This window comes from Streptomyces sp. NPDC006544 (assembly GCF_040611715.1).
Lineage (GTDB): Bacteria > Actinomycetota > Actinomycetes > Streptomycetales > Streptomycetaceae > Streptomyces.
Genome location: NZ_JBEXOV010000052.1, coordinates 1 through 25,564 on the forward strand (window position 1 = coordinate 1; position 25,564 = coordinate 25,564).

Genomic DNA, 25,564 nt, shown 5'->3' on the forward strand with positions numbered 1-25,564 from the left:
TCTGGCGAAGGACACCATCGCCTACTGCCGCATCGGCGAGCGCTCCGCACTGACGTGGTTCGTGCTGCACGAGCTCCTGGGCCAGGAGAACGTCACTCGCGCCAGCCGGAGGGTGCGGGGGCGGCCTGACGCCGTCCGATCCGCATCGAGCGGAGCTTCGGCAGGTCGGTGCGGCGCCGGAGGTCGGCGGTGGCCAGGGCGATGCGCACGCCGGTCCAGTCCTCGCCGGTCCGCTGCGCGACCGAGGCGCGCAGCACCAGACGCCCGCTGCCGTCGCCCTGACGGTGGGTGAGCCGGTACGTCGGCACCCAGACGGCGCCCGGCACCCCGTACTCCAGCTCGATCTCCACTTCTCCACCCGCCTCCGCGTCACCGGTGGCGGATCCGTCCAGGGTCAGGACGGCGCAGACCGTGGTCTCCACGTGCGCCGGCGGTGCGTCGCTGGAAGCGCGGGCGAGCCGGTCGGCGGCGACCGCGAAGCCGTGCTCGGCGTCGCGCAGTGCCTCCTCCAGCTCGACGAGGCGGGCGTGCAGCCCCGTCAGCCGCTCCTCGACGAAGTCGCCGAGCTCCAGCCACGCGTCGACCGGGGTGCGGCGGTACTCGTACGGATCTCCGGGCATGCGGGCGGGTGGCACCGGCTGGAGGGCCCTGACCTCCTCGATGAGGCCCAGTTGCCGGTCCCGGCGTCCGCGCGCCGCCGCGTGCTCGTCGCCCAGCCGCTCGACCTCGCGCCGCAACGCGTCGGACGTGTCCGCGCCCAGCGGCTCGGCCTCGATCTCCACCCGGGCCCCGGTGACGCGCACCCCCGGGTCCCCCAGCACGCGGGCCCGCAGCGAGCCCGGGTCGATCGAGCGGGGCAGTCCCGTCACCCGCACCCGGCCGTCGGGCGGCACGCTGCCCCGGGCCAGGCGCCGGCACAGAGCCCCCTGCGCGTACACCACGACCGAGTCGAGGGTCGTCCCCCACCTCGGTGCCGTTCCTGCGGTCGCTGCCGTCATGTGCTCCGCCCCCCGCCGCTCCGTGCTGTGCGCAGCCTACGCCCGGGCGTGCGCGGCATCACGTGGAGGCTCCGGCCCGCGCGGGGCGCTCGCTCCGCTCGACGCGCGCCGGACGGCGCTCCGGAACGCGTTCGAGGACGCCGCCCGCGAAGACGTCGTAGAGCGGGAGCGTCTCCAGGTGGACGTAGCCGATGTGGCAGTCGCAGACCGCCAGGGGGCAGGCCCGGGGCGTCAGGGCGGCGCGGTAGGAACCGTCGTAGAGGTTGCCGAGCGCGGTGCGCACGAAGTGGCAGCGGCGGACCGTGCCCTCGCCGTCCACCGAGATGACCGACTCGCCGGTGCGGCACGGCAGTCCGGCCGAGCGGTGGGGGTGGCGGCTGTACGGGAACAGCGGGTCCAGGGCGGTCCAGTCGTCCGCCTCGGCGTCGGTGTACGTGTGGCCCTCGGCGGCGTTGGCCCAGAGGTAGACGTGCTCGGGCAGGTCCGCCCGCAGCCGGCGCGCGTGGGGCAGGTTCTCGGGCAGGCCGACGATGCCGACGCTGTGGCGGATGCCCCGGTCGGCCAGGTCCCCGACCTTCGACAGGAACCGCGCGTACGGCGTCTGCCCGGGGTGGTAGGTGCACCACAGCGCCACGGAGGCCGGATCGGCCTCCGCGAGCCAGTCCGTCCGGCAGCTGAGGTTGGTCTGGATGGCGACGCGTTCGACGTGCGGCTGGTGCGAGAGGTCCACGAGGGCGCGGCGGTACCAGGAGCGGACCAGGCCCTCGCCCCAGGGAGTGAAGAGGATCGAGAGCCGGTCGCCCTGCTGCGCCGCCGCCCATCCGGTGAAGCGGTCGAGGGCCGCGCGGTCGGCGCGCAGCTGCGCGGGGGTGTCGCGTCGCTTCGCGAAGGGGCAGTACGGGCAGGCGTAGTCGCAGGAGGCGAGCGGCCCGCGGTACAGGATCGTCAGGTCCACGGCGGCTACTTCGGATCGTAGGCGGCCATCGCGGCGCGCACGGCGGGTGAGAAGAGCACCGGGCCCAGGGCGTCGGAGTGGGCGAGCCCCTCCGCGGTCAGGCGCAGGTTCCCGGTCTCCGTCCCGGCCGTGTCGAGCCAGCCGCGGGCGGCGAACGCGGCGAGTTCGAGGGGGAAGTCCTCGGACGGGTCGGTGCCGAAGCGGTCGCGGTAGCCGGCGAGCGGCATGCCCCGGGCCTGGAGGAGGGACTGGAGGAGGTGGCGGCGCCGCGCCTCGCCGCCGTCGACGTACCGGCCGTGGACGGCGTGGCCGAAGTCCTCGGTGGCCGTGTACGCGTCGATGATGCCCCGGATCTCGCTCATGTCGACGGCGTAGTCGAAGGAGTGGTGGAGGGCTGAGGTGTAGGAGCGGGCACCGCAGCCGAGGCCGATCATGCCGTCCGTCTGGCAGGCGTGGTCGTCGGGCCCCTGCGGGGCGCTGCCGGCCTTGCGGAACATGCGCATCGACACCTGCTCGTAGCCACGGGCGAGCAGGTGGTCACGGCCCTGGCGGTAGAGGTCCAGGCGCTGGCGGTCCCACTCGGTGTCGGTGTGCGCGGTGCGCCGGGCGAGGCCGGTGAGCGGGCGGACGTACAACGGGTAGAGGTACACCTCCTCCGGCTCCCAGGCGAGGGCGGCGTCCAGGGAGGTGCGCCAGGTGGCGGGGGTCTGGCCGTCGATCCCGTAGATGAGGTCGATGTTGAGGACCGGGATGCGGGCCTCGCGGATCCGGCCGAGCGCGGCCTCGACCTCGGCGCGGCGCTGCGGGCGCACGGCGGCCCGTGCCTCCGCGTCGACGAAGCTCTGCACGCCGATGCTGAGGCGGGTGGCGCCGCGCTCGGCGAGGACGGCGAGCCGGTCGGCGGTCGCGGTGGCGGGCGAGGTCTCGACGGAGAGGGGGACGGCTCGCAGGTCCGCGCCCATGCGCCGCTCGGCGATGTCGCAGAGCCGGGTCAGCTCGTCGGCGGTGAGGAAGGTCGGTGTGCCCCCGCCGAAGGCGGCGTTGGCGAACCGGACCGGCCCCTCCTCGCCCCCTTCGCCCTGGTGGTCGAGGGCCTCGCGCACGGCGGCGGCCTGACGGTCTAGTGCGTCGAGGTAGCGCCCGGTGAGGCCGTCGGGAGCGCCGATGCGGGTGAAGAGGTTGCAGAAGCCGCAGCGGACCTCGCAGAACGGTATGTGGAGGTAGAGCGAGAGGGCGCTCTTGTCCTCACCGCGCCAGAGGTCGCGCAGGGCGGGCCGGTCGGGCAGCGGACGGTACGCGGTCTTGTGGGGGTACGCGTAGACGTAGCTCTGATAGGGGCGGGCCTGCGGGCCGGAGACCGCGTCGAGGGTGGTGATGGCTGTGCCTGTGGGCGCGGCGGTGGCGGCGGCTGTGGCGGTCATGCGGAGGGCTCCAGGAAGAAGTGGGCGTACGGCACCGTCCACACGGCCTCGTGGGCGAGGCGGTGGCCGGTGTAGCCGTCGTCGCCGTAGGTCGTGCCGTGGTCGGAGCAGACGATGGCGAAGCAGCGGCGGCGCGAGCTCATCGCGGCGAAGAGCCGGCCGATGTGGCGGTCGATGTACTCCAGGGCGGCGGCGTGGGTCGAGCGGGTGTCTCCCGCCGTCCGGGTGGCGCCGGGCAGGTGGAACCAGTTGGGCTGGTGCAGCGCGGACGCGTTGAGGAAGAGGAACAGCCGCTGCTCCTCCGGGAGGGAGCCGACGATCCGCTCGGCCGCCTCCACCTGCGCCTCGAAGGAAGTGGGGGACGCCACCCCGAACTCCGGTTCCCAGTGGCTCTCCTGGAACATTCCGGGCAGTACGTCGCCCAGCGCTCCCTGCTTGTTGAAGAAGCCGACGCCGCCCACGCAGACGGTGCGGTACCCGGCCGCGGCCAGACCGGAGACCAGGTCGGGGGTGTCGAAGACATAGGTGCGTCCGGCGGTGGTCTCGCTGCCGGCGAAGCGCGCGGCGAACAGCCGCGGGTGCGGTCCCGGCGCGGCCGGGGTGGGCAGGAATCCCGCGAACATCGCCTGGTGGGACGCGTAGGTGAAGCTGCCCGGCGCGTGCCGCCGCTCCCAGGCGCCGCCGGGCAGGTGGCGGGCCAGGTGCGGGATCCTTCCGGCGGCGGCCAATTCGACGGCGACGTCGTGGCGCAGGGTGTCCAGGGTGAGCAGGAGCAGGTCGTCACGGCCGACGACCTCGTTCATGTCCGGTGCGGTCGGGTCCGGGAGCGGGCCGGTCTCAGGCTGGTGCACGGTGGTGGTTCCTCGGGTGGCGGTGCGGGTGTGCGCGGCGCCGTGCGTACGGCGGCGCGGCGGCGACTTGGGCGGCGTACGTGTCGAGACCCTCGGCCCCGCTGCCCGGCAGGCCGGTCAGGCCGGGCAGGAGGTCGCCGAAGGCGTTGACCTCGGCGACGGCGAACCGCCGCCAGCCGACGGCGGGCAGCAGGTCGACGCCGACGCACAGGGTGCCGGGGAAGCAGGCCGCGGCCCGTTCGCAGACGTCCAGGGCGTCGGCCCAGCGGGGGCCCGCGGCCTCGACCACGGCCGACAGGTCGCCGCGGCTCCCGCCCAGGTGGAGGTTGGTCATGGGCGAGAGGCTGGTGCGGACCACGGCGTGGGTGGCCCGGCCGGCCATGACGACCACGCGCAGGTCGGCCGCGCGGCCTCCCAGCGAGGCCTTGGGCCACCACCTCTCGACGTGGAGGCCGTCCGGGGCGAGTGCGTCGACCAGCGCCGCGATCTCCCGCTCGCCGGTGAGGCGGCGTACCCGCAGGGAGTTGTGCAGCCGCCCGTCCTCGGCGGCCTCGACCGAGGTGGCGGCCCGGACGCGGCCCCGGCCCGCGGTCTCGACGGCGACGACGCCGGAAGCCGAGGAACCGTGGGCCGGCTTCACGAACACGCGGGGCATGCCGTGCGCGTCCATCAGGGCGCGCACGTCGTCCCAGCCGCGCACCGGCGCGCCGCCGCCGGAGGTCGGGGACCGCGGTACCGGCACCCCGGCGGCGTCCAGGGCGCGGTGGCAGCTCCGCTTGTCGAAGAGGACGGCCAGCTCGTCGGGATCGTCGAGGCGGATGCCGCCGGTGAGGCTCCGCACGGCGGCGGTGAACCGCGCGTACCAACGGGCGCCGCCCTCCACGCGCGTGGACTCCTCCAGGCCGCGCAGGGCCCGGTCCACCTCCGTGTTCTCCCCCGGCGAGTCGAGGCGTACGAGCTCGTCCGGGCCGAAGGCGGCACCGCCCTCGCGCAGGACGCGGGCCCAGGGCACGATGCGGGCCGCGGGCAGCCCGGCGTCGCGGACGGCCGCGGCGAACAGGGCGACGCGACGGTTCTCCGGGTTGCCGACGACCGCCCAGCGCGGGGGCGTGTGCTCGGTCATGGCCGGCGCGCTACTCGCCGACGGCGACGTAGCGCCAGACGCGGTTGTCCCACTCGTCCTCGTCGGCGTGACCCCGGTCGAGGTCCAACCGCACCCCGGCGCTCTCCAGGGTGTCCCGGAAGCGCTGCTTCAGCGGTTCGCTGAGGTAGTTGTGGTGGAGGTCGAGGGCGGCGAGATGGGTGAGGGGCTGGCCGCCGAGCAGCGCGGCGCCGCCCTGGTCGGTGAGGACGCCCATGGACAGGTCGAGGGTCTCCAGCCGGGCGACGACGGGCGCGGCGGCCAGCGCGGTGGCGATGTCGTCCTGGATGTCGCTGTTGCGCAGGCCGAGGTGACGCAGGCTCGGCAGGCGGTCCCCGCCCAGGATGGGTTCCACGTCGCTCAGCTCGCAGTCCCCGCCGTAGTTCGCCGTGCCGAGCCAGAGGTCCAGGTGGTGCAGGGCGGGCAGGTCGCTGGCGGCGACGTTGCGGACGACCAGGGCCGGTATGCCGCCGGCCTGGATGGTGAGGGAGCGCAGCCGCTGGTGGGTGAAGGGCGGGAGGACGAGGCAGCTGCCGCCGCGGACGCCGAACCATTCCAGTTCGGGAAAGCCGTCGAGGAGCGGGCCGACGTCACCTTGGTTGATCCAGGAGATCTCGCACTCCTCGGATTCCATGTCCCCCAGGAACAGGGACCGCAGGGCGGGCAGCCGGGGGCCGGCGGCGAGGAGCGCGGCGATGATCTCCTCCGGGCCGGTCTCGTAGGCATCTTCCCACGCACCGACTACGATCGCGCGGACGCGGGTCGTGTCCACGGCCGCGGTGAAGCGGGCGAACGCCTCGGACCAGATTTCCTTGGCGTCGTAGGCGTCGGAGGAGATCCGCCAGGCGACGGCGTCCGCCTCGGGCAGCCCGTCCATGCCCTTCTCGTCGTCGGGGCCGGGGAAGTCGAAGACGGGCAGCCCGTACGACTCCCGCAGATGGCTCGCGTAACTCATGATCCCTGCCGCTCCTCGCGTCCGATTCGTCTGCAAGTTGTAGCAAGCGGCACTGACAACGGCCGAGGCAGGGGCGGGTGGAGTCCGTTGTCAGACCCTCGCCCTAACTTCGAAGGACGACGCGGCGCACGGGGCGGCGCGTGGGAAGGGGACAGGTATGTACCGGCAGGGGGACGTTCTCATCGTGCCGCTCGCAGAATCGGCGGTTCCGCCGTATGCCGCGGACGCGCCTTCGGAACCGCGGGACGGGCGCGGCCGGTTCGTCCTGGCCCTCGGCGAGGTGACCGGACACGCGCACGCCGTGCTGGGGCCGGGCCGACTGGTCCGGGAACCGGGGCCGTTCGCCCCGCTGCTGCTGCACCTGCCCGACGGGGGACGTGTGGTGCACGAGGAACACGCCGCGATCGCGCTGCCGAAGGGCTGGTTCCGGGTGGTGCGGCAGCGGGAGTACGTACCGGGGTCGGTCCGGATCGTGGCGGACTGAGGGACTGAGGGACTGAGGGACTGAGGGACTGGGGGACTGAGGGCTGACGGGCGGGGGTGGCCTGATGGAGGGGACGGGCCTGGTGGAGGGGACGGGGAAGTGGACGGGACGGAGGGGACGGACATGACGCGCAGGACGCTTGTGCCAGAAGTGACGGAAGTGCTGAAAGCAGCGAAAGAGACGGAGGTGGCGGAAGTGATGGACCTGGCGGAGGCGATGGACGTGACGGAGGGGGCGGGCCGCGTGTCCGGGGTCGACGGATGGCGGGCGGTCGCGGCGGCGACCGGACCGGCGGACCGGGCGGCTGCGGAGGCGGGTGTACGCCTCGGCTACCGGACGGCGGGACTTCCCGAACCCGAGCGGATCGTGTGGGCGGATTCGCCGCGGGCCGCGATGCGTCTGCTGGCCGATCCGCAGGGTCCTTGGGGGGCGGACGCGCGGGGGCGCAGCGTCCGGGAGGAGGTGCGCAGCGCCCCGTGGGCGGCCGAGCGCGCCCGCCTCAACGCGCTGCTGGGACCCCAGGGCTGGGGCCGGCGATGGGCCCTGACCGGCGCCCGGCTGTGGGAGAACACCGAGCGGCTGGCCGGTCGCATCCGCACCGGGCTCGTCGAGGAACTGGCCGCGGATCCGGCGGGGGAGGCGGAGGCGCGGCTGCTGCTCCTCGAGGCGGTGCTGGGCCAGCACGACGCGGCCTGGCTGTGCGCGTTCGACACCGGCGAGGACACGCCGCTGGAGGGCCTCGCCGCGGCCGCCGGGGCGGCGGGCTGGTGGTGGCCGTACGAGCGGCTGGCCGTGATCTGCGAACGCCCGGTGGAACTGCACCGGGACGAGGCGGGCCGCCTGGACCGCGGTGACGGCCCCGCCCTCGCGTTTCCTGACGGCTTCGCGCTGCACGCGTGGCGCGGGATGCCCGTGCCGGCGGATTTCCTGGACGGGCTCGAGGCGTTGACACCCGAGCGCATCCGTGACGAGGAGAACGCGGAGCTGCGCCGCGTGATGCTGGAGCACTACGGCTACGACCGCTACCTCGCCGAGTCGGACGCCGAGCCGGTGCACCGCGACGACACGGGCATCCTGTGGCGGATGCCGCTGCCGGGAGACGAGGACGTCGTGATGGTGGAGGTGGTCAACTCCACGCCCGAGCCGGACGGTACGAGCCGCACGTACTGGCTGCGCGTACCGCCGGACACGCGGACCGCGAGACAGGGCGTGGCCTGGACCTTCGGCCTCGACGCGCAGGCGTACGCGCCGGTCCGGGAAACCTGACGCCCGCGGGAACGGGTGGCCGGGGGCGGCCGGGGTGGCCGGGACGGGACCGGCGGCCGGGGCCCCGACAGGGTGTGCCTCCTCAGGACGTTGACGGGGATCCCGAAGGACCGTCGTCCGCGACAGCGGCGGGCTGCTCGCGGACAACCGCTCCGCGGCGCTGCCCTCAGGGGCGGATCGCCTGACGCCAGATCGTGGCGTCGAAGGTGAGGTAGGAACTGGGAGCCTTGGGGTCGGGCAGTGCCCGGATCTCGATGAGTCCGACGTTCGACTTGTTGACGACGCAGAGCTGGGTTCCGGGGGTCAGCTCGGCGACCTCCAGCCGCCTGACGTACCGGGTGTCGGAGGTGCACACGTCCAGCGAGCCCTGCTGGCTCGGATCCAGGCGCACCACTGTGCCTCCGGTCGAGTTGATCTCGCCGTCCCCGAGGGCGAAGAAGTTGAAGTCTCCCTCCCCTTCACGGGGTGTGACGGGATCCAGGGAGAAGGACAGGTAGTACCGGATGGTCATGTGGATGTCCGTCTTGCGAAGGGGCTCGACGGTGGCCGCGGGAGATTTGCCGGCCGCCGACCCACTGCTCGAGGGCGGAGGCGTCGCGGTGACGGTGACGGTCTCCCGGACGGTCCTGGCGGTGGGCGAATTCACGAGCGTGGGCAGGCCGAAGAACCCCAGCAGCAGTCCGACGACCCCGGTCACCGCGGAGATCAACGCCGCCCATTCGGCGATGCGGCGACCTGACGGTCCGGATCGTCGAGCCTCTTCGGGCCTACCGGGATCGGAAGACGGTGTCGGGGGCCGGCCCGGCGGCGCAGGGACCACGGGAGGCACTCCAGATCCCGACGGGGTCGGGGACGCTCCGCTCATCAACTGCTCCCTCTGCCTGGTGACGAAGTGCGCTCATGACGTCAACTCACCTCACTCGTCGGCAAGTTATAGCCATACAACCCTATCTTCGCCTCGGAAGGTACGCACACCCCGGGCACGTCAGGCACCGCTCTCACGGCCTGGAAGAAGGCGGGCTTCCTCAGGGGCGGGGGCATGGGCGGGGGCGGGGGCTGGGTGCCGCCGGCCGTCGGGCGGGCGGACGCACCGGGCCGGGACCGGTGGCAGAACCACCGGTCCCGGCCCTCCAGGTGCCGGCTCGTTACATCGGGTCGGGGAAGATGTCGCCCATGCTCCAGGCGACGCTGAAGCAGGGGGGAAGGGCGTGGGACTCCGGCTCGGTGTCCAGGGCCTGGAGCGCGAGGATCTGGTTCATGGATGTTCTCCGCTTTCTTGTCGGGGTCGGGTCGGTCGTTCACTGCATACCTGGGCACGGAGTCGGTCACCGCCGTGCCCGGGCGTTCATGGGCCGCGCGCCCGGCGCCGTCAGCGGGCTGCCGGGATCCGGGGAAGCGCGGAGGGGGGCTCCGCCAGGAGCGGGCCGGCCAGCAGGCGGTGCAGGGCCAGCAGGACACCGGCCCCTCCGCTGGACAGGTCGGCGGTGAACCGCTGCGAGCCCGCTCCGAGGAAGCGGACACCGCGCCGGTACGGGACGGCGTACTTCAGCAGGCCGGTCGCGGCGCGCACGGCGTCCCCGCGGGCGGCGTCGGTGCCGTTGAGCTCGGCGTGCTCGGTCAGGAACCAGCTCAGTCCGGCCAGCCCCCGGTACAGGCCCGCCTCCTTCGTGGCGCAGGAGACCCGGATGCCGGCGACCAGCCTCGGCAGCGCCGTTGCGCAGCGCTCGTCCGGCACGGTGGCCACGAAGCGGGTGAGCGCCGCCGCGACACCGGCCGCGCCCGTGGCCAGGTACGGCATGGCACGGGTGAGCCGCGCGTCGTCGGAGACGGACAGGGCGCCGTCGTCCAGCGGGAAGGTCCGGTCCAGCTCCTGGTGGAGCAGCAGGCGGCCCGCCTCCAGCCAGCGGTCCTCGCCGGTGTCGCGGGCCAGGCGGTGGAAGAAGAGGGCGACCCCCGAGCGGCCGTGCAGCAGGCCGCGGGCGTCGTGTTCGCCGAGGGTGGCCCCCAGGTCGGGGGTGCGCAGCAGGCCCTGCCCTGCCGCGGCGGCCCGTTCCAGGTGGCTGCTCTCCCCGGTCAGCCGGTACAGGGCCAGCCAGCCGAGGCCCACCCCCGCCCGCCCGCCGGCCAGCGTGCCGCAGGAGGCGGTGAGCGGGTGGCCGTCGGCGTCCCGGAGCAGGTCGACGGCCTCGTCCAGGCGACCCAGGCCGGCCAGCACCGGGGCGATGCCGGCCGAGCCGACGAGCAGTCCGGGGGGCAGCGCGTCACGCAGCGCCAGCGTGTCGCGGCGCAGCCGTCCGAGGATCTCCTCTGGTACCGCGACACCGGCGCGGTGCAGGGCGTGCACCACCCCGGCGGTGCCGTAGGCCAGGCACACGTTGTTGGTCCGGAACGCCTCGGGCGAGGGCGGGAAGGCCCACTCCGGCCGGTCGGCGTCTGCCGTCTCCAGCAGCCCCGAGGCCACCTCCTCGGCAAGCCGGGCGAGACAGCCGCGCGGATCGGTGTCGAGCTCGGCGGGGGAGGGCAGGCGGCCGGCACCGTCCTCGTCCTGAGCCCGGCGCTCGGTGAGGTGGAAGGCTGTCGCCCGCTGCCACAGGTCCTCCGGCGGAGCCACCCCGGCCATGTCGCGGCGCAGCAGTGCGAGGTTGGCGGGCGCGTGTTCGGCGGTCTCGTTGAAAGGCGCCAGGAAGGCGAGCGCGACTGCCGCCATGCCGTACCGGTCCTGCAGCAGGGGATCGGTGCCGGCCCGGCGCAGGCCGGGGGGCGGCATGAACCCCGGGGTGCCCATCTTCGAGGGTGCCGCGGACAGGGCCGAGGCCGCCTCGAAGTCCACCAGCCGGACCCCGCCCGACGGTGTGACCAGGACATTGCCCAGGCTGAGGTCGCCGAACCGGTAGCCGGCGGCGTGCAGCCGTTCGAGCGAGGCGTCCAGCGCGGCCAGCAGGCGCCGGCACTCCTCGTAGTACGCGGCGACGGACTCGGCCGTGCGGTCGGCGCGGGCCAGCGGGGAGGACCGGCTCAGCCAGCCCGTCAACGGCTGTCCCACGACGTACTCGGTGACGAGGAAGTCGTGCTCCCACTCCGTGAAGTGGTCGAGCGGCTCCGGGCCCACCCCGGGGGCGGCCGCGTGCAGCTCGCGCAGCACGTGGTACTCGTGCCGCAGCCGCTGCTGCGCGTCGGTCCCGTCGAAGACCAGGCCGTTGTGGGCGCGGGCCTCCTTGACGAAGACGCTGCGGCCGGTCCTCCGGTCCCGGGCCCGGTAGGCGCCCCCGGCGTTGCTCAGGCGCACCGCGTGGGTCACCTCGTAGTCGCGGATCAGGATCGGGCCCGCGTGCGGCTGCTCCTCCTGCTCGACGAAAGGGTCCGTGATCCCCGCGGGCAGGTGGAAGGCGGGGAGCCGTTGGTCCACGACCTCGCGGCCGCAACCGTTGTCGACCAGCCCCTCCCGGGTGCCGTCGGCCCGCAGCCGGCTGCGGCCACCGAAGGAGCCGTAGCGGTAGTGGACCGTCCGCGAGTCGCGAAAGCGCCGGTCGGTGAGGACGTACGGCCCCTCCTCCCCGTCGAGCGCGTCGCGCAGGCGTTCCAGAAGTTGTCGGGCGGTCGCGGCGTCGGGCGGGTAGACGGCGCAGAACTTCCCCGACTGGGCCCGCGCGCCGTGCTTGTGATGGAGGAACAGGAAGAAGAGCCGCGCGCTCAGGTGCTTGAACGGCACGCCTTCGGAGAAGCAGATGCCGGCGACCGTGTCGAGCACGTGCTGCGCCCGGTCCAGCCGCGCCGACACGTGGATCTTCCAGCCCTGCTCGGCGAGCCCGGTCCGCGGGCTGCCCCAGACCGTCCAGATGCCCTGGGCGGTGCCGCGCGAGCCCGGCGGTACCTCGCCGGGAGCGAAGCGCGGCCCCGGGTCGGCCACGCTCGGCAGCGGCAGGTAGTACTCCCGGTCCGCCAGTGCTTCGCCGAAGCCTTCGAGCACGGGATCTCCTCACAGGGTGGTGGGGGCGGCCACAACGGTCGCGCCGCACGCCGGACCGGCAGGTCCGGAAACGGTTCGGCGGCGGCATGCGACCGGTATCGGCCGAGACCGCTCTCCTGACGGGACCTCGGGACCCTGGGGGCCCTCGGGGCGCCCCAGGATGCAGCCGGGCCGCTCGAGACGAGGTCGGAGAGGGGTCGAAACGTGAGGAATCCCGTGGAAAGGCGCCCCCTACCCAGGTCGGGCGGGGCGCGGAGTGGTGATTCGGGGGCGATGAGGGGGACACATGCCTGGTCCGACCGGCTGGAGCCCGACCGGCTGGACCTCTTCTCCCGTCAGACCGCCGTCGTTCTGAACCGCGTGCGGGGCGGGCCGTGCCGGCGTACGGCGCCCGGCCACATGGCGAGCTCCACGCGCAGGACCGGCGCCGCCGCCGCGGCGGTCCGGCCGGTCGGCGCGCTGTACCCGGTGGTCACGGCCGCGTGCTGGCCCCACCGAGTCTCGCGTACGGACGGACCGCGCGGCCGCGCGGCCTTCCGCTCCCGCAGCCGCGCAGCCCCCGCTCCGGCTCCCGCAGTCGAAAGTCCGCCGGCCTTCCTCAGACCACGGAGAGCAGGTCCACGACGAAGACGAGCGTGGAACCCGCCGGGATCAGCGGCGAGGGGGACTGGTTGCCGTAGCCGAGGCGCGGGGGGACGATGATCTCGCGCCGGCCGCCGACCTTCATCCCCCTGAGCCCCCGGTCCCAGCCCTTGATGACCCTGCCACCACCCACGGCGAACTTGAACGGCTGGCCACGGTCCCAGGAGGCGTCGAACTCCCTTCCGGTCTCGAAGGTGACCCCGACGTAGTGCACCCGGACCACCCGGCCCGGCTTCGCCTCGGCCCCGTCCCCGACGACGAGGTCCCGGACCGTCAGCTCCTGCGGAGCTTCACCTTCCGGAAGTTCGATCTCGGGCTTCGTCAGTTCACTCATCGCAGCCTCATTGCTCTCCGCGGAATCCTCGTACCGATCAGCCAGGCACATGATCACTCCACACGCCGATCTACTGAAGTACATCAAAGCCCACGGAGCACGGCGGCACGGCGCAGCGTGACTGGCCGTGCTCCATCTTCGGCAGGGTCACGCCAGAGGACCAGAGGACCAGAGGACCGGAGGAAGGGAGGTCGAAGGGACGTCCTAGAAGAAGCCCAGCTTCTTCGGCGAGTAGCTGACCAGCAGGTTCTTCGTCTGCTGGTGGTACGCGCGCCACGCCGGTGCTGACCTGCTGAAACAGCAGCCCTGGGGGCGTTCGGCAGGGTGTTGGTCCGTGGATGGTCCGGATTTTGGTCGACCCTGATCAACCGGACCGGCCCCTCCTCCAGGTGCGGTGCGTGTGCCGGGCTGGGCAGTGGCGTGGTTGCTGCCACCGCCCAGCCCGGAACTCAGGACGCTCCACGGGCGGGCGGAGTAGAAGGGGAGGTCGGAGTACGTCTTCGACGTCGTCTGCGGCCCCCAAGTACAGCGACGGGCACGGCCACTAGCGCCGTCGGCGCGGCGGGATCCGTAGGCGGGCAGCCGACTGGATCTGCGGGCTGCTGCTGGACGCAGTGCTCAGGCAGGGCCGGCATGCGGCCTCCCGGTCGCCGTCCCGACCGGCTGCCGGACAAATCTGACCGGCAGCCGACGGAGGGGCCGGGCCCGCCATCCTGCGGGCCGGCCCCTCCTGCACGCCCACCAGGCGTGATGAACCCGTCACTCCACGCGCCTTCCGGAAACCTGCACATCGTGTCCGCGATCGCGACAGCCCGCCCCCTTCGCCACGCGGTATGGCCTATATGTCCCATCCGGTTGGTGGCAGTTTGCCTCGTTTGGTTCCGCGTAAACAGCGGAAGGCTCGTATCTGTTACTCGATCTTGTGTAGAAGCCGTCACTATTCGGTGAAACAAGCTGCACCTCAGTCTTCAGAGGTGACCACCTGCCCGTGATGGGGCGTCAATGGGATTGGGTGGGCGGCCCGTTCGCGTGCTTTCATCTGCGCACTGCGGCAGTCAAGAATGGCGGCCGAGTTTCGGGCTGCCAGCCGCCGCAGGAATCAATTACTCCCCCCAATGAAAGGTGCGCGTCATGCGTAACGACCTCGAGACCCGTGAGATTGCCGACACCGAGCTGGACGCCGTCTCCGGCGGCATCATCAGCGTGTCCGGTGGCCTGGCCGGCGCCGTAACCAGCGATGTCAGCGACGTCGTGGGCGTCGCGGGCTCCCTCCACACCGTGCAGGCCGCGCAGGGCATCGTTTCCCACGTCCCCGGCCTCGTCACGGGGATCACCGGCGTTTCGGTGAACACCGGTCGCGCCGGTCTCTGATCGGGATTTCCCCATGAACCCCGGAGTGTCCCCCACGGCTCCGGGGTTCCTGGATGCCCGCGTGCCCGACCGATACGAATGCAGTTGAAGGAATAGTCCGTGCAGTTTCGCCAAAAGGCTCTTTCCAAGCTGCAATCGCCCGAAGAGCTCGACTTGCCCGTTCGCTTCGCGCGCCCGCAGGGGCGGCTCGTCCTGGCCGTCACGGTCATCGTCATGGCCGCCGCGAGCTTCTGGGCCTTCACCAGCACCGTGTCCTCCAAGCTGAGCGCACCCGGCATCCTCACCCAGGCCGAGGGCAGTTACGTGCTGCAGACCCCGGTCGCGGGACAGGTGACCGGAGTCCTCGCCGAGGAAGGCCAACTGCTGGCCGCCGGTACGCCCCTGCTCAACGTCCGCACTGAGCAGGGGGACCGCCCCGTGCGCGTGGTGACCGGCGGCCGGTTGACGACACTGGTGGCCAAGGTGGGTTCGGTCGTCGCGACCGGTGCAGACGTGGCGACCGTGGAACGCGTGAAGAATCCGGAGGACCCCCTCGTGGCAGTGCTGTACGTGCCGGGCGGCAGCGGCTCGGCGATCCCTGTGGGCGCCCCGGTCGACCTGAGCGTCCAGTCGGTCCCGCAGCAGCAGTTCGGCATGCTGCGCGGCCGCGTCAAGGCGGTCGGCCGTGCGCCCCAGACGCAGGCGCAGATCGGCGGCTTCCTCGGCGACAGCGGGCTCGCCGAACAGTTCTCCCGCCACGGCAACCCGGTCGCCGTGCTCGTACAGCTCGAGCGCTCCGCCTCCACAAAGTCCGGCTACCGGTGGTCCTCCGCGGACGGGCCCCCGCACGCCGTCGACTCGAGGACGCCGGTCACTGGCGCCGTCCACCTCGCCGCGCGGCGCCCGGTCGACTGGCTGGTGCCGTGACCGCGCCGCAGACCGGGGCACCGCCGCGGGCGCCTCAGCTCCCTACCGCCGGACGCCGGCGCCACCGCCCCGAGCCCAAGGGCGGCACCCGCCGCAGGCCCGCGCCCACCCCCACGGCCCCCAGGGGCAAGACGCCCCGCCCCGTACGCACCCCCACCGTGCTGCAGATGGAGGCAGTGGAGTGCGGCGCCGCCGCTCTGGCCATGGTGCTCGGCCACAACGGCCGCTTCGTCCCCCTCGAAGAACTGCGCATCGCCTGCGGCGTCTCCCGCGACGGTTCCCGCGCCAGCAACCTCCTCAAGGCCGCTCGCGGTTACGGGCTGAAGGCCAAGGGCATGCAGATGGACCTGGCCGCGCTCGCCGAAGTGAGTGCGCCGGCCGTCCTCTTCTGGGAGTTCAACCACTACGTCGTCTACGACGGCATGAGCCGCCGGCTCGGCCGCAGGGGCGTGTACGTCAACGACCCCGGTAAGGGCCGCCGGTTCGTCCCCATGGACGATTTCGACACCAGCTTCACCGGTGTCGTGCTCACCTTCGAGCCCGGCGACGGCTTCCGCCGCGGAGGCCGCAAGCCGGGCGTCCTGGGCGCCATGCCGACCCGCTTGCGGGGCACTTCGGGCACCATGGCCGCCGCTGTGATCTCCAGCCTCCTGCTGGTGGCGGTCGGCGCGTCGGTGCCGGCCCTGAGCCGCACGTACATCGACATGTTCCTCATCGGGGAGCAGACGTCCCTGCTGGGTGTGCTGCTCGCCTCGATGGCCGTCGCCCTCGTACTCACCGCGACACTCACCGCGCTGCAGCAGGCCAATCTGCTGCGCGGCCGCATCATCTCGTCCACCTTGGGCAGTGCCCGCTTCTTCCGGCACCTGCTCAGACTTCCGGTCACCTTCTACTCCCAGCGAAACCCGGCCGACCTGGTCCAGCGCCTGCAGTCCAACGATGCGGTCGCCGAGACCCTCGCCCGGGACCTGACCGCCGCGGGCGTGGACGCCGTGGTGGTCGTGCTCTACGCGGTGCTGCTGTGGGCGTACGATCCGCAGCTCACCCTCGTCGGCGTGGCTGTAGCGCTGCTCAACGTGGTGGCCATGCGGATCGTGATCCATCTGAGGGCCACCGGTACCCAGAAGCTGCGCGCCGAGAGCGCCCGGCTGACCAATACGTCCTACAGCGGTCTCCAGCTCATCGAGACGATGAAGGCCACGGGCGGCGAGAACGGCTTCTTCCGCCGCTGGGCCGGACAGCACGCGGTCACCCTCGACGTGCAGCAGCGGCTCGGCGTGCCCAGCGCGTGGCTCGCGATCGTCGCGCCCACGCTGGCGGCGTTCAACAGCGCGCTGATCCTGTTGATCGGCGGCCTGCGGGCGGTGGAGGGGCACCTCACCGTGGGCCTGCTCGTCGCCTTCCAGGCCCTGGTGACCAGCTTCACCGCACCGATCTCCCGGCTGGGCGGCGTAGCCGGACGGATCCAGGACTTCGCGGCCGACGTAGCCCGCCTCAAGGACGTCGAGAACTTTCCCGTAGCCCCGGTCTTCTCGCGGCGCGAGCCCGACGCCGACACCCGACGCCTCAAGGGCCATGTGGAGCTGGACCACGTCACCTTCGGCTACAGCCCACTGGACGCCCCGCTGCTCAAGGGCTTCTCGCTCTCGGTCGGCCCCGGGCAGCAGGTCGCGCTCGTCGGCGGCTCCGGCAGCGGCAAGTCCACCGTCTCCCGGCTGATCTCCGGCCTCCATACGCCCTGGGAGGGGGCCATCCGCATCGACGGAATGCGGCTGGAGGACATACCGCGCGGTGCTCTGGCCGCCTCCGTCTCCTTCGTCGACCAGGACGTCTTCCTCTTCGAGGGCACCGTCCGCGACAACGTCACGCTGTGGGACCCCTCCATCCCGGACGAGGCCGTCATCGCCGCCCTCGAGGACGCCGCCGTGCACGACGTGGTCGCGCGGCGTCCCGGCGGCATCCATAGCCGCGTCGAGCAGGATGGCCGCAACTTCTCCGGCGGCCAGCGCCAGCGACTGGAGATCGCGCGGGCGCTGGTACGCCGCCCCAGCGTCATGGTGCTCGACGAAGTGACCAGCGCACTGGACGCGGTGACCGAGCAGGTCATCATCGACAACCTGCGCCGCCGCGGCTGTGCCTGTGTGGTCATCGCCCACCGCCTGAGCACGGTGCGTGACAGCGACGAGATCGTCGTGCTCGACCGCGGCACGGTCGTGGAACGCGGGCGGCACGAGTATCTGGTCGGCGCGCAGGGCCCGTACGCCGCATTGGTCAAGGAGCACTGAGGTGACGCACGCGCACCACGCCACAGCCACAGACGCCGGCGGCACCGCCACCGCCGGCCAGCCGGGCGGGGCCCCGGACCCGGTCGTCGCGGCCCTGGGCGGACTGGGCTCGCCGATCGACTGCACGGGCCTGCGCAGCCTGTCCCTGGAGGGCCCGCTCGTCCTGTGGCTCGTCGTACACGGCGAGTTGGACCTGTTCGCCGTCGACGTCGCGCAGGCCGGGCACTGGCACTTCCTGGGCCGGCTGGAGCCGGGCACGCTGCTGCTGGGCCCGGCCGAGGGCCCTGACCACACCCTGGTTGGCCGGCCCCTGCAGGCGTGTTGGCTGCGCCGCATCGAACTACGGGAGCTGTACCGCCCGGAGTACGGCGGCCAGTTCCACGGGGACCAGTTCCACGGCGGACCGTGGTATGCCGATCAAGGGCAGTACGGCGCCGACGCAGGACAACTGAGCCCTCTCGAGGACGCCTTCGCGCGCGGCGTCGGCCGTGGCCTGCGCGTGCTCTACCAGGCACCGCTGGACGGTAGCGCCACCACCGAGCACGGCGGGGCCGACGATGACATCCTGTGGATGCAGATCACCCCCGGCAGCGTGCAGTACGGTGCCGTGTACGAGACGGAGGCGGTGGGCACCCTCCTCGTCGACGCCGCGATGTGGCAAGGCATGGTCGACCAGCAGCACCGGCTGCTCTATGCCCTGGACCGCTGGATCGAACAGCTCGAGCGCGCGCACGAGGACCGTACGGCGGCCGGAATCGAGGCGGCCCAGGCAGCCCGTACCCAGGCGGACCGGACACTGCTGGCGTCCATCGTCCGCTCCGGCCGGAATTCTCACCGTAGCGCGAGCGTCGACGCGACCTTCGCCGTGTGCCGCCTGGTCGCCGACGCGGCCCGCATCACCCTGTCCGAACCGGGCGAGGCCGGCAGCAGATTCGACCAGACGGATCCCGTCGAACGCATCGCGCTCGCCTCGCGGATCCGCACCCGCGTGGTCAGGCTCAGCGGGCGCTGGTGGCGGGAGAGCAGCGGTCCGCTGGTGGGCCGGCGCGAAAGGGACGGCACGCCGGTGGCCCTGCTGTGGCGGCGGGGCGGCTACGAGGCGGTCGACCCCGCCACCGGCACGCGCGAGCGCATCGGGAAGAGCAACGAGACCGCCTTCGAACCGCGCGCCGTCATGCTGTACCGCCCCCTGCCCGACGGGCGGGTGGGCCTGCTGGCGCTGCTCCGATTCAGTGTGGCTGGCACTATCCCGGAGCTGCGCAGCCTCATCCTGGGCGGGCTGGTCGCGGTGGTCCTGGGCGCACTGGTGCCGATCGCCACTGGCCAGGTCCTCGGCCGGTACGTCCCGCAGGCCGAGAACGGCCTCATCGTGCAGACCGGGCTGGCACTGATCGCGACCGGCATCGTCTCGGCCGCCTTCATGCTGCTGCAGAACACCTCCCTCCTGCGCATGGAAGGCCGCATCGAGGCCACCTTGCAGCCGGCGGTGTGGGACAGGCTGCTGCGGCTGCCGACGAAGTTCTTCGCCGGCCGCTCCACCGGCGAACTGGCCGGCGCGGCGATGGGCATCAGCGCCATCCGCCGCGTGCTGTCCGGCATCGGTCCGGTCTGCGTACAGGCGGGCGCGGTAGGAGCGATGAACCTCGTACTGCTGCTCGTCTACAGCATGCCGCTGGCGATGGCGGCGCTCGCCATGCTGGTCGTCATCGCGGGGGTTTTCCTGGGCCTGGGGCTGTGGCAGCTGCGCTACCAGCGTCGGCTGATCAAGCTCGGCCACCAGCTCAACAACCAGGCCTTCCAGACCCTGCGAGGCCTGCCCAAGCTCCGCGTCGCCGCCGCCGAGAGCTTCGCGTACGCCGCCTGGGCGCGGGAGTTCGCCCGTACCCGCGATCTGCAGCAGCGCATCGGCCGGATCCAGAACGTCATCACGGTCCTGGGCGCCGTCTACCTGCCGCTGTGCACACTGGTGATGTTCATGCTGCTGGCCGGACCGGCCCGCGGCGCCATGTCCGCCAGCGAGTTCCTCACCTTCAGCACCGCGCTGACGATGCTGCTGTCGTCGGTCACGCAGTTGACCGGTGCGCTCATCTCGGCCGCTGCGGTGCTGCCGATGTTCGAGCAGATCAGGCCGGTCCTGCGGGAGAGCCCCGAGGTGGGCCGCTCCAGTACCCGACCGGGCGAGCTGACCGGCGCCATTGAGGCCAAGAACCTGTCCTACCGCTATGCCGACGACGGCCCGCTCGTACTCGACAGCGTCAACTTCCGGGCGAAGCAGGGAGAGTTCGTCGCGATCGTGGGGGCCAGCGGCTGCGGCAAGTCGACACTGCTGCGGCTGCTCATCGGCTTCGACAAGCCCGCTGAAGGCAGCGTGCTGTACGACGGCCAGGACCTGGCCGCTCTCGATCAGGCGGCCGTACGCCGCCAGTGCGGCGTCGTCCTGCAGAACGCACAGCCCTTCACCGGCTCGATCCTCGACTGCATCTGCGGCGCCGGGACGTTCTCGCTCGAGGAGGCGTGGGAAGCCGCCGCTATGGCGGGCCTGGCGGAGGACATCAAGGCCATGCCGATGGGTATGCACACCATGCTGTCCGACGACGGCGGCACCGTCTCGGGCGGCCAGCGCCAACGGCTGATGATCGCCCAAGCCCTCGTCCGCAAGCCGCGCATCCTGTTCTTCGATGAAGCCACCAGTGCGCTGGACAACGAAGCCCAGCGCGTGGTCATCGAATCCACCCGCTCCCTGCACGCCACCCGCATCGTGATCGCCCACCGCCTCTCCACGATCATGGACGCCGACCGTGTGATCGCCATGTCGGACGGCCGAATCGTCCAGCAGGGCCCTCCCGCCGAACTGCTCGCCGACGCGACCGGCCTCTTCTACGACCTGGTCCGCCGCCAGCTGCGATGACCGGGCCGCGTCCACCAGCAACGGCCAGTCGTCCGGCAGCCCCAGCGGGGTGACCGACGTAGAGGATCTGCCCGGCGGGTACGTCTCCCCGCCAGGCGCCGACCGCTCCGTGGACGGCCGTACTCGGATGCTGCGACCGTTGGCTGACGCCCAGTGGGCACGCATCGAGCCGCTGCTGCCGGACCGGACACTTCGGTTCGGTCCTGCAGGTGGGTCGGACAGCGGCCGCGAGTGTCATGGCCACCGGCGTGAGGCCCGGACGGGCGGGTGCACGTCCGGCCTGGACCGCACCCGGTCCTCAGTCCGAGACGGCCTTGGCCCAGTCGCGGTTGACGGTCCCTCTCGCCTTCCTCGTCTGTGCCTCCGTGGGAAACGTCGGCGTGCCCTCGACCGTGGGCAGTTTCTCCGCGGCGGCCTTATGGAGGGTGCCGTCCTTCTCCATGGCGTCCATGAGGACGGGGCGTGCATAGGCGCCGAGCCGGATGTTCTGGCCTTCCGGGCTGAAGGCGTACTCCTGCCACAGACGTGCCGCCGCGGGGTGCGGGGCTTCTTTGTTCACCCCGTCCGCGTAGTACTCGGCGAAGCTGCCGTCGAAGGGGATGGCAGTCCGCCAGTCAATGTCCGCGCCCTTCCGGCGGAATTCGTCGGCGTATCCGAGGTTGAGGAAGTCCCAGTCGATGCTGATCGGGGTCTGGCCCTTCGCGATCGTAGTCGGTGAGGATTCCACCGGAATGAAGTTGCCGTTCTTGCTGAGCTCGGCGAAGAAGTCGATACCGGGCTGGATGTCGTCGAAGGAACCACCGTTCGCCAGGGCCGCCGCATAGACTCCGGCGAAGGCAGAGCCGGCTTTGGTGGGATCGCCGTTGAGCGCGACCTGGCCCTTGTACTCGGGCTTGCGCAGATCAGCGAAGGTCGAGGGGCAGGTTTTGACGCGCTTGGCGTCACAGCCGATCGAGATGTAGCCGCCGTAGTTGTTGTACCAGCGGGCCTGCCGGTCCTTCTGTTCCTTGGAAATCCGGTCGTACGCGGCGACCTTGTACGGAGCGAGCAGGTCCTGCCGGGCCGCGGACTGCGCGAACGAGCCCCCCACGTCGATCACGTCGGGGGCGCGGCCCTCGCCCCTGTGCTCCTTGAGGGCGTTGATCTCGTCCTGGCTGGTACCCTCCGGATTCTCCATCATGACCTTGATTCCGTACTTCTTCTCGAAGCCGTCGATCAGTGCGCCGTAGTTGGCCCAGTCGCTCGGGAGCGCGATCGCGTTGAGCGAGCCTTCCTTCTTCGCTGCTGTGGTCAGTGCTGCCATGCCGCCGGCGTCCGCGGCGGAGGCGGCCACCGCGGGTGCTCTGGGCGCGGCGGTGGGCTTGTCTCCGCAGGCGCCGAGAGGGGCCGCAGAGAGGGCCAGGCAGGCGGCGACGGAGGCTGTCCGGAGGCGGGGTGCGGGCACAAAGGCTCCATAACGGTGATCGCGTACTGATCGAGGCCAGCGTACGGTCGGCGGCCTCGGCGCCGCAGTCCCAGACGGTGGTGTCCGCTGTCTTCCCTGCGGCTGTCGTACCGGTGCGTCCTCAGAACCGCTCGTCGTCCCAACCGGCCAGGAGCGCCTCCCCGAGATCCATCGCGGGCGGTGCGGCCCCGTTGTGGAGAGCCTGCTCGCTCCAGATGATCTTGCCGCGGGCGGTGTAGCGCGTGCCCCAGCGCTCGGCGAACTGCGCGACGAGGAACAGGCCGCGGCCGCCTTCGTCCGTGGTCTCGGCCCGGCGCAGGTGAGGGGAGGTGCTGGACCCGTCGGAGACCTCGCAGATCAGGCTGCGGTCGTACAGCAGCCTCACCCGGATGGGCTCGGTTCCGTAGCGGATGGCGTTGGTCATCAGCTCGCTGAGGATGAGTTCCGTGGTGAAGGCGATGTCCTCCAAGCCCCAGTCCGCCAGTCGGCGGCCGCAGGCGTTGCGCACCGGGGACACCCCCGCAGGGTCGGGACGCACATCCCACTGGGCGATCCGCGCGGGATCCAGTCGGCGGGTGCGTGCCACCAGCAGCGCGACGTCGTCGATGGGCCTGTCGGGCAGCATCGCGTCGAGCACCACGGTGCAGGTTTCCTCCGGGGTGCGGGCAGGCCCCGCCAGGGCGGCGCGCAGCGCTGTCAGGCCCGCGTCCGGATCGCGGTCGCGGCTCTCGATCAGCCCGTCGGTGAAGAGTGCCAGCCGAGAGCCTTCGGGCAGGTCGACCGTCACGGTCTCCATGGGCAGCCCCGCGCCCAGGCCCAGCGGCGGGGAGACCGGCACCTCGGGGAAGGACACGGTTCCGTCGGGGCGGATCAGAGCGGGGCCCGGATGCCCGGCTGTGGCGGCCGTCACCTGCCCCGAGACGGGATCGTAAATGGCGCACAGGCAGGTGGCTCCGGTGATCCCCTGCCACTCCTGCTCGTCCGTGTCGATGTGGGCGACCAGCTCGTCCAGGTGGCTCAGGAGCTCGTCCGGGGGCAGGTCGAGGGTGGAGAAGTTGTACACGGCGGTGCGCAGGCGGCCCATGGTGGCGGCGGCGTGGAGACCGTGGCCGACGACGTCGCCGACCACCAGGGCCACTCGGGCGCCGGGAAGCGGGATGACATCGAACCAGTCACCGCCCACCCCGGCCTGGGCGGCCAGATAGCGGTGCGCGACCTCGACGGCGGACTGCACCGGTACCGCCCGGGGCAGCAGGCTGCGCTGCAGGGTGACGGCCATGTGGTGCTCGCGGGTGTAACGGCGGGCATTGTCGACGGACAGTGCCGCCCGGGCGGTCAGCTCCTCGGCGAAGGACACGTCCTCCTCGTCGAACGGCGGGGAGTCCTGCCCCCGCCAGTAGCCGGCCATCCCCAGCACTACGCCCCGGGCCCGCAGGGGCACGACGATCAGGGAGTGGATGCCGCGGTCCAGGATCTGCAGGGCGTTGGCCGGATCCTGGGCCCGCCAGCCGCGGGTGGCGCGCAGGTCCGCCTCCAGGACCGCATGGCCGCTGGCCAGCCCGGCGGCCATGGGACTGGTGGGAACGAACCGGATCAGCTTGCCGACGGGGTAGAGCGGGTGATCGCCCTGAAGGCCGACGACGGCGGCGCGGCGCATCTCGGTGCTCGCTTCGGGTGGCTCCTCGCCGCGCAGTACCGGGCCCAGCAGGTCGACGGTGACCACGTCGGCGAACCGCGGGACCGCCGCCTCCGCCAGTTCCTCCGCGGTGCGCTCCACGTTCAGCGTCGTTCCGACCCGTACCCCCGCGTCATAGAGCAATTTCAGCCGCTCGCGGGCCACCTCGGCCCTGCCGGAGAGTGCCCGCAGCTCGGTGGCGTCCCGCAGCGTGACGACGGTCCCGGCCTTCCCGTAGGGGGCCGTGGGCCGGATGTTCACCGCCAGCAGTCGGTCGCCTGTCATGTGCAGCTCGTCGGTCGCGGAACGGCCCGATGCGATCGGATCGGCGATCCCCTCCTCCAGACCCAGGTCCGTGACGGGGAGCCCTTCCGCGTCCACCGGCAGATCCAGCAGCCGCCGTGCCTCGTCATTGGCCAGCAGCAGCCGTCCACCGCCGCCTACGATCAGTACGCCCTCTCGCACCGCGTGCAGCACCGCGTCGTGGTGCTCGTACATCCTCGTCATCTCGGCCGGTCCCAGGCCGTGGGTCCGGCGCAGCAGCCGACGGCTCACCAGAGCCGTCCCGCCTGCGGACAGGGCGAGCACCGCGGCCGCGCTGCCGAGGACGACCGGCAGCTGCCGGTTCACCATGCTCTGGACGTTCTGGACTGTGACCGGGGAGGAGACGATGGCGATGACGGAGCCGTCGGAGTCCTTGACGGGGACCACCGAGACCACGGACCGCCCCAAGGAGCCTTCGAACGTCTCGGTGAAGGACTTGCCGGCCGCCGCCCCGGCGAAGGGGCCGACGACATGCTTCCCGATCTGTTCCGGGTCGCTGTGGGCGAGGGTGACCCCGTCGAGCGTGTACACGTTGATGCCGTCGACCCCTGCAATCTTCCGGGCCGCCTCGGCGCTCGGCTGTAGCACTGCGCTCGGATGGGGGCTACGCAGGGCCGCGACGATGCCCGGAGATTGCGCGAACGTTCCGGCGGCGGCGAGCGTACGGTGCCGGGCGTCCAGCATGCCGGCGCTCTGGGCCTGTACCACGAGCGCCACCACCGCGGCGGCGACGAGGAGCGCCACGACGGCCAGCTGCAGGAGGAACACCTCGCCGGCCACGCTGCGCACGCTCAGCAGGGAGGACAGACGCTGGGGCCGCCGCGCCCTTCCGTTGGGAGGCTGGGCGTGCTCCTGATGCTCCTCGTGGCGTCCTGAGCGGGGACGCCGAGGGAGAGAGGAAGAGCTCGTGGTCGAGCCGAGCAGCCAACGCCGGAAATCTCGAAGGAGGTCGCTCATACTCCATTTTCTAACCTCTACGGGTAGTCGGCAGCAGGGAGCGACGGCCGCCGAGCAGCAGCGATCCGGGCGCCCCTCCGCAGAGCGAGGGTGTGGCGCGGCGCGTGGGGGCGCGGGCGGGATCCAGGCCGCCGCCACGCCGATCTGGGATCCCACGCCCCCACGCCGCGCAAGGTCCTTTTCACCCTCGCGGAGTGCGTGCCCTTCGCGATCGCGCTGATGGTGCTCCTCATCGAGCTCACGCCCGCGCACGTCCTGTACACCGGCCCGCTGCTGGTCGCCACACCCGCGCTGGCGGCGGTGACGACAGGGCCGGAAGGTCACCCTCGCGGCGGCCGGGGCGGCCCTCGGGGTCAGCATGGCCACCGCTACCCAGAACCAGGCCTGGGCCGGACAGCAGGGCCAAGGGAAGTAGGAAAGTACTGAGGTCCGAGCGGGGGAATCGTCCGCAGGACGCCCTTCTGTTCGGGACCTGCCGCGGACGGCATCGCTGACCGGCCTACTCGACCACCACGACCGCACCGGCTGATGCCGTGTGCCGCACCGCCCGCCTTCGAGCACGTCTGGCGGCCACTGGCGCGCCCCAGCCCCCTGGGCCTTGCGACGGCGATCGGATCCCAGCTGTCCGACGCCGACGGTTCCGTCCTCGTTCGCGGCGCACCTTCCGCCGCGGAAAGCCC

17 protein-coding genes and 2 pseudogenes are annotated in these 25,564 nt (G+C 72.1%); 7 read left to right on the forward strand and 12 right to left on the reverse strand.

Annotated elements, in window-relative coordinates:
* Positions 1-94: pseudogene (locus ABZY44_RS22985) on the forward strand (sulfurtransferase); the annotation flags it as partial.
* A 1-nt stretch (position 95) separates the two neighbouring features.
* Here ABZY44_RS22985 and ABZY44_RS22990 read toward each other — a convergent pair.
* From ABZY44_RS22990 to ABZY44_RS23015, 6 genes and pseudogenes are all read right to left on the reverse strand, one after another.
* A pseudogene (locus ABZY44_RS22990) lies at positions 96-998 on the reverse strand (DUF4139 domain-containing protein); the annotation flags it as partial.
* Between the two features lie 58 nt (positions 999-1,056).
* Positions 1,057-1,953 carry an STM4011 family radical SAM protein gene (locus ABZY44_RS22995; protein WP_356656707.1) on the reverse strand — a complete coding sequence of 299 codons (897 nt, stop codon included), beginning with the start codon at positions 1,951-1,953 and terminating at the stop codon, positions 1,057-1,059.
* A 5-nt stretch (positions 1,954-1,958) separates the two neighbouring features.
* Positions 1,959-3,374, reverse strand: a complete 1,416-nt coding sequence (locus ABZY44_RS23000) for an STM4012 family radical SAM protein (RefSeq protein ID WP_356656709.1) — start codon at positions 3,372-3,374, stop codon at positions 1,959-1,961.
* Positions 3,371-4,177, reverse strand: a complete 807-nt coding sequence (locus ABZY44_RS23005) for an STM4013/SEN3800 family hydrolase (RefSeq protein WP_356656781.1) — start codon at positions 4,175-4,177, stop codon at positions 3,371-3,373. Before ABZY44_RS23005 ends, ABZY44_RS23000 begins: the two co-directional genes overlap by 4 nt.
* Before the next feature lie 34 nt (positions 4,178-4,211).
* Positions 4,212-5,348 (reverse strand): STM4014 family protein, encoded by a 1,137-nt coding sequence (locus ABZY44_RS23010; protein ID WP_356656711.1) that lies wholly within the window; start codon positions 5,346-5,348, stop codon positions 4,212-4,214.
* Between the two features lie 10 nt (positions 5,349-5,358).
* The gene (locus ABZY44_RS23015) at positions 5,359-6,321 is read right to left on the reverse strand and encodes an STM4015 family protein (RefSeq protein ID WP_356656713.1); all 963 of its coding nucleotides are present in this window, start codon (positions 6,319-6,321) and stop codon (positions 5,359-5,361) included.
* A 157-nt stretch (positions 6,322-6,478) separates the two neighbouring features.
* On the opposite strand from ABZY44_RS23015, the gene ABZY44_RS23020 reads away from it, so the two are divergent.
* Complete coding sequence (locus ABZY44_RS23020) at positions 6,479-6,805, forward strand: hypothetical protein (RefSeq protein ID WP_356656715.1); 327 nt, start codon at positions 6,479-6,481, stop codon at positions 6,803-6,805.
* 243 nt (positions 6,806-7,048) lie between these two features.
* Positions 7,049-8,071 (forward strand): DUF6745 domain-containing protein, encoded by a 1,023-nt coding sequence (locus ABZY44_RS23025; RefSeq protein WP_356656783.1) that lies wholly within the window; start codon positions 7,049-7,051, stop codon positions 8,069-8,071.
* A 166-nt stretch (positions 8,072-8,237) separates the two neighbouring features.
* Here the strand turns inward: ABZY44_RS23025 and ABZY44_RS23030 are convergent, their stop codons facing one another.
* The 4 genes from ABZY44_RS23030 to ABZY44_RS23045 form a co-directional block, all read right to left on the reverse strand.
* Positions 8,238-8,768 carry a hypothetical protein gene (locus ABZY44_RS23030; protein WP_356656717.1) on the reverse strand — a complete coding sequence of 177 codons (531 nt, stop codon included), beginning with the start codon at positions 8,766-8,768 and terminating at the stop codon, positions 8,238-8,240.
* A 672-nt stretch (positions 8,769-9,440) separates the two neighbouring features.
* Positions 9,441-12,038, reverse strand: a complete 2,598-nt coding sequence (lanKC, locus tag ABZY44_RS23035) for a class III lanthionine synthetase LanKC (RefSeq protein ID WP_356656719.1) — start codon at positions 12,036-12,038, stop codon at positions 9,441-9,443.
* Between the two features lie 335 nt (positions 12,039-12,373).
* Positions 12,374-12,514, reverse strand: coding sequence for a hypothetical protein (locus ABZY44_RS23040; RefSeq protein ID WP_356656721.1), 141 nt, complete (start codon positions 12,512-12,514; stop codon positions 12,374-12,376).
* A 122-nt stretch (positions 12,515-12,636) separates the two neighbouring features.
* Positions 12,637-13,014: an FKBP-type peptidyl-prolyl cis-trans isomerase gene (locus tag ABZY44_RS23045; protein ID WP_356656723.1), complete on the reverse strand. Its 378-nt coding sequence runs from the start codon at positions 13,012-13,014 to the stop codon at positions 12,637-12,639.
* 1,131 nt (positions 13,015-14,145) lie between these two features.
* On the opposite strand from ABZY44_RS23045, the gene ABZY44_RS23050 reads away from it, so the two are divergent.
* From ABZY44_RS23050 to ABZY44_RS23065, 4 genes are all read left to right on the forward strand, one after another.
* The gene (locus tag ABZY44_RS23050; protein ID WP_356656725.1) at positions 14,146-14,385 is read left to right on the forward strand and encodes a hypothetical protein; all 240 of its coding nucleotides are present in this window, start codon (positions 14,146-14,148) and stop codon (positions 14,383-14,385) included.
* Positions 14,386-14,484: 99 nt separating this feature from the next.
* Positions 14,485-15,291, forward strand: coding sequence for an HlyD family efflux transporter periplasmic adaptor subunit (locus ABZY44_RS23055; RefSeq protein ID WP_356656727.1), 807 nt, complete (start codon positions 14,485-14,487; stop codon positions 15,289-15,291).
* Positions 15,288-17,576: an NHLP family bacteriocin export ABC transporter peptidase/permease/ATPase subunit gene (locus ABZY44_RS23060; RefSeq protein WP_356656729.1), complete on the forward strand. Its 2,289-nt coding sequence runs from the start codon at positions 15,288-15,290 to the stop codon at positions 17,574-17,576. Before ABZY44_RS23055 ends, ABZY44_RS23060 begins: the two co-directional genes overlap by 4 nt.
* 94 nt (positions 17,577-17,670) lie before the next feature.
* Positions 17,671-20,484 (forward strand): NHLP bacteriocin export ABC transporter permease/ATPase subunit, encoded by a 2,814-nt coding sequence (locus tag ABZY44_RS23065; RefSeq protein ID WP_356656785.1) that lies wholly within the window; start codon positions 17,671-17,673, stop codon positions 20,482-20,484.
* A 298-nt stretch (positions 20,485-20,782) separates the two neighbouring features.
* Here the strand turns inward: ABZY44_RS23065 and ABZY44_RS23070 are convergent, their stop codons facing one another.
* A complete protein-coding gene (locus tag ABZY44_RS23070; protein ID WP_356656731.1) occupies positions 20,783-21,928 on the reverse strand; it encodes an extracellular solute-binding protein in 1,146 nt (381 codons plus the stop codon).
* Between the two features lie 121 nt (positions 21,929-22,049).
* A complete protein-coding gene (locus ABZY44_RS23075) occupies positions 22,050-24,716 on the reverse strand; it encodes a SpoIIE family protein phosphatase (RefSeq protein WP_356656733.1) in 2,667 nt (888 codons plus the stop codon).
* Positions 24,717-25,564 lie beyond the last annotated feature (848 nt).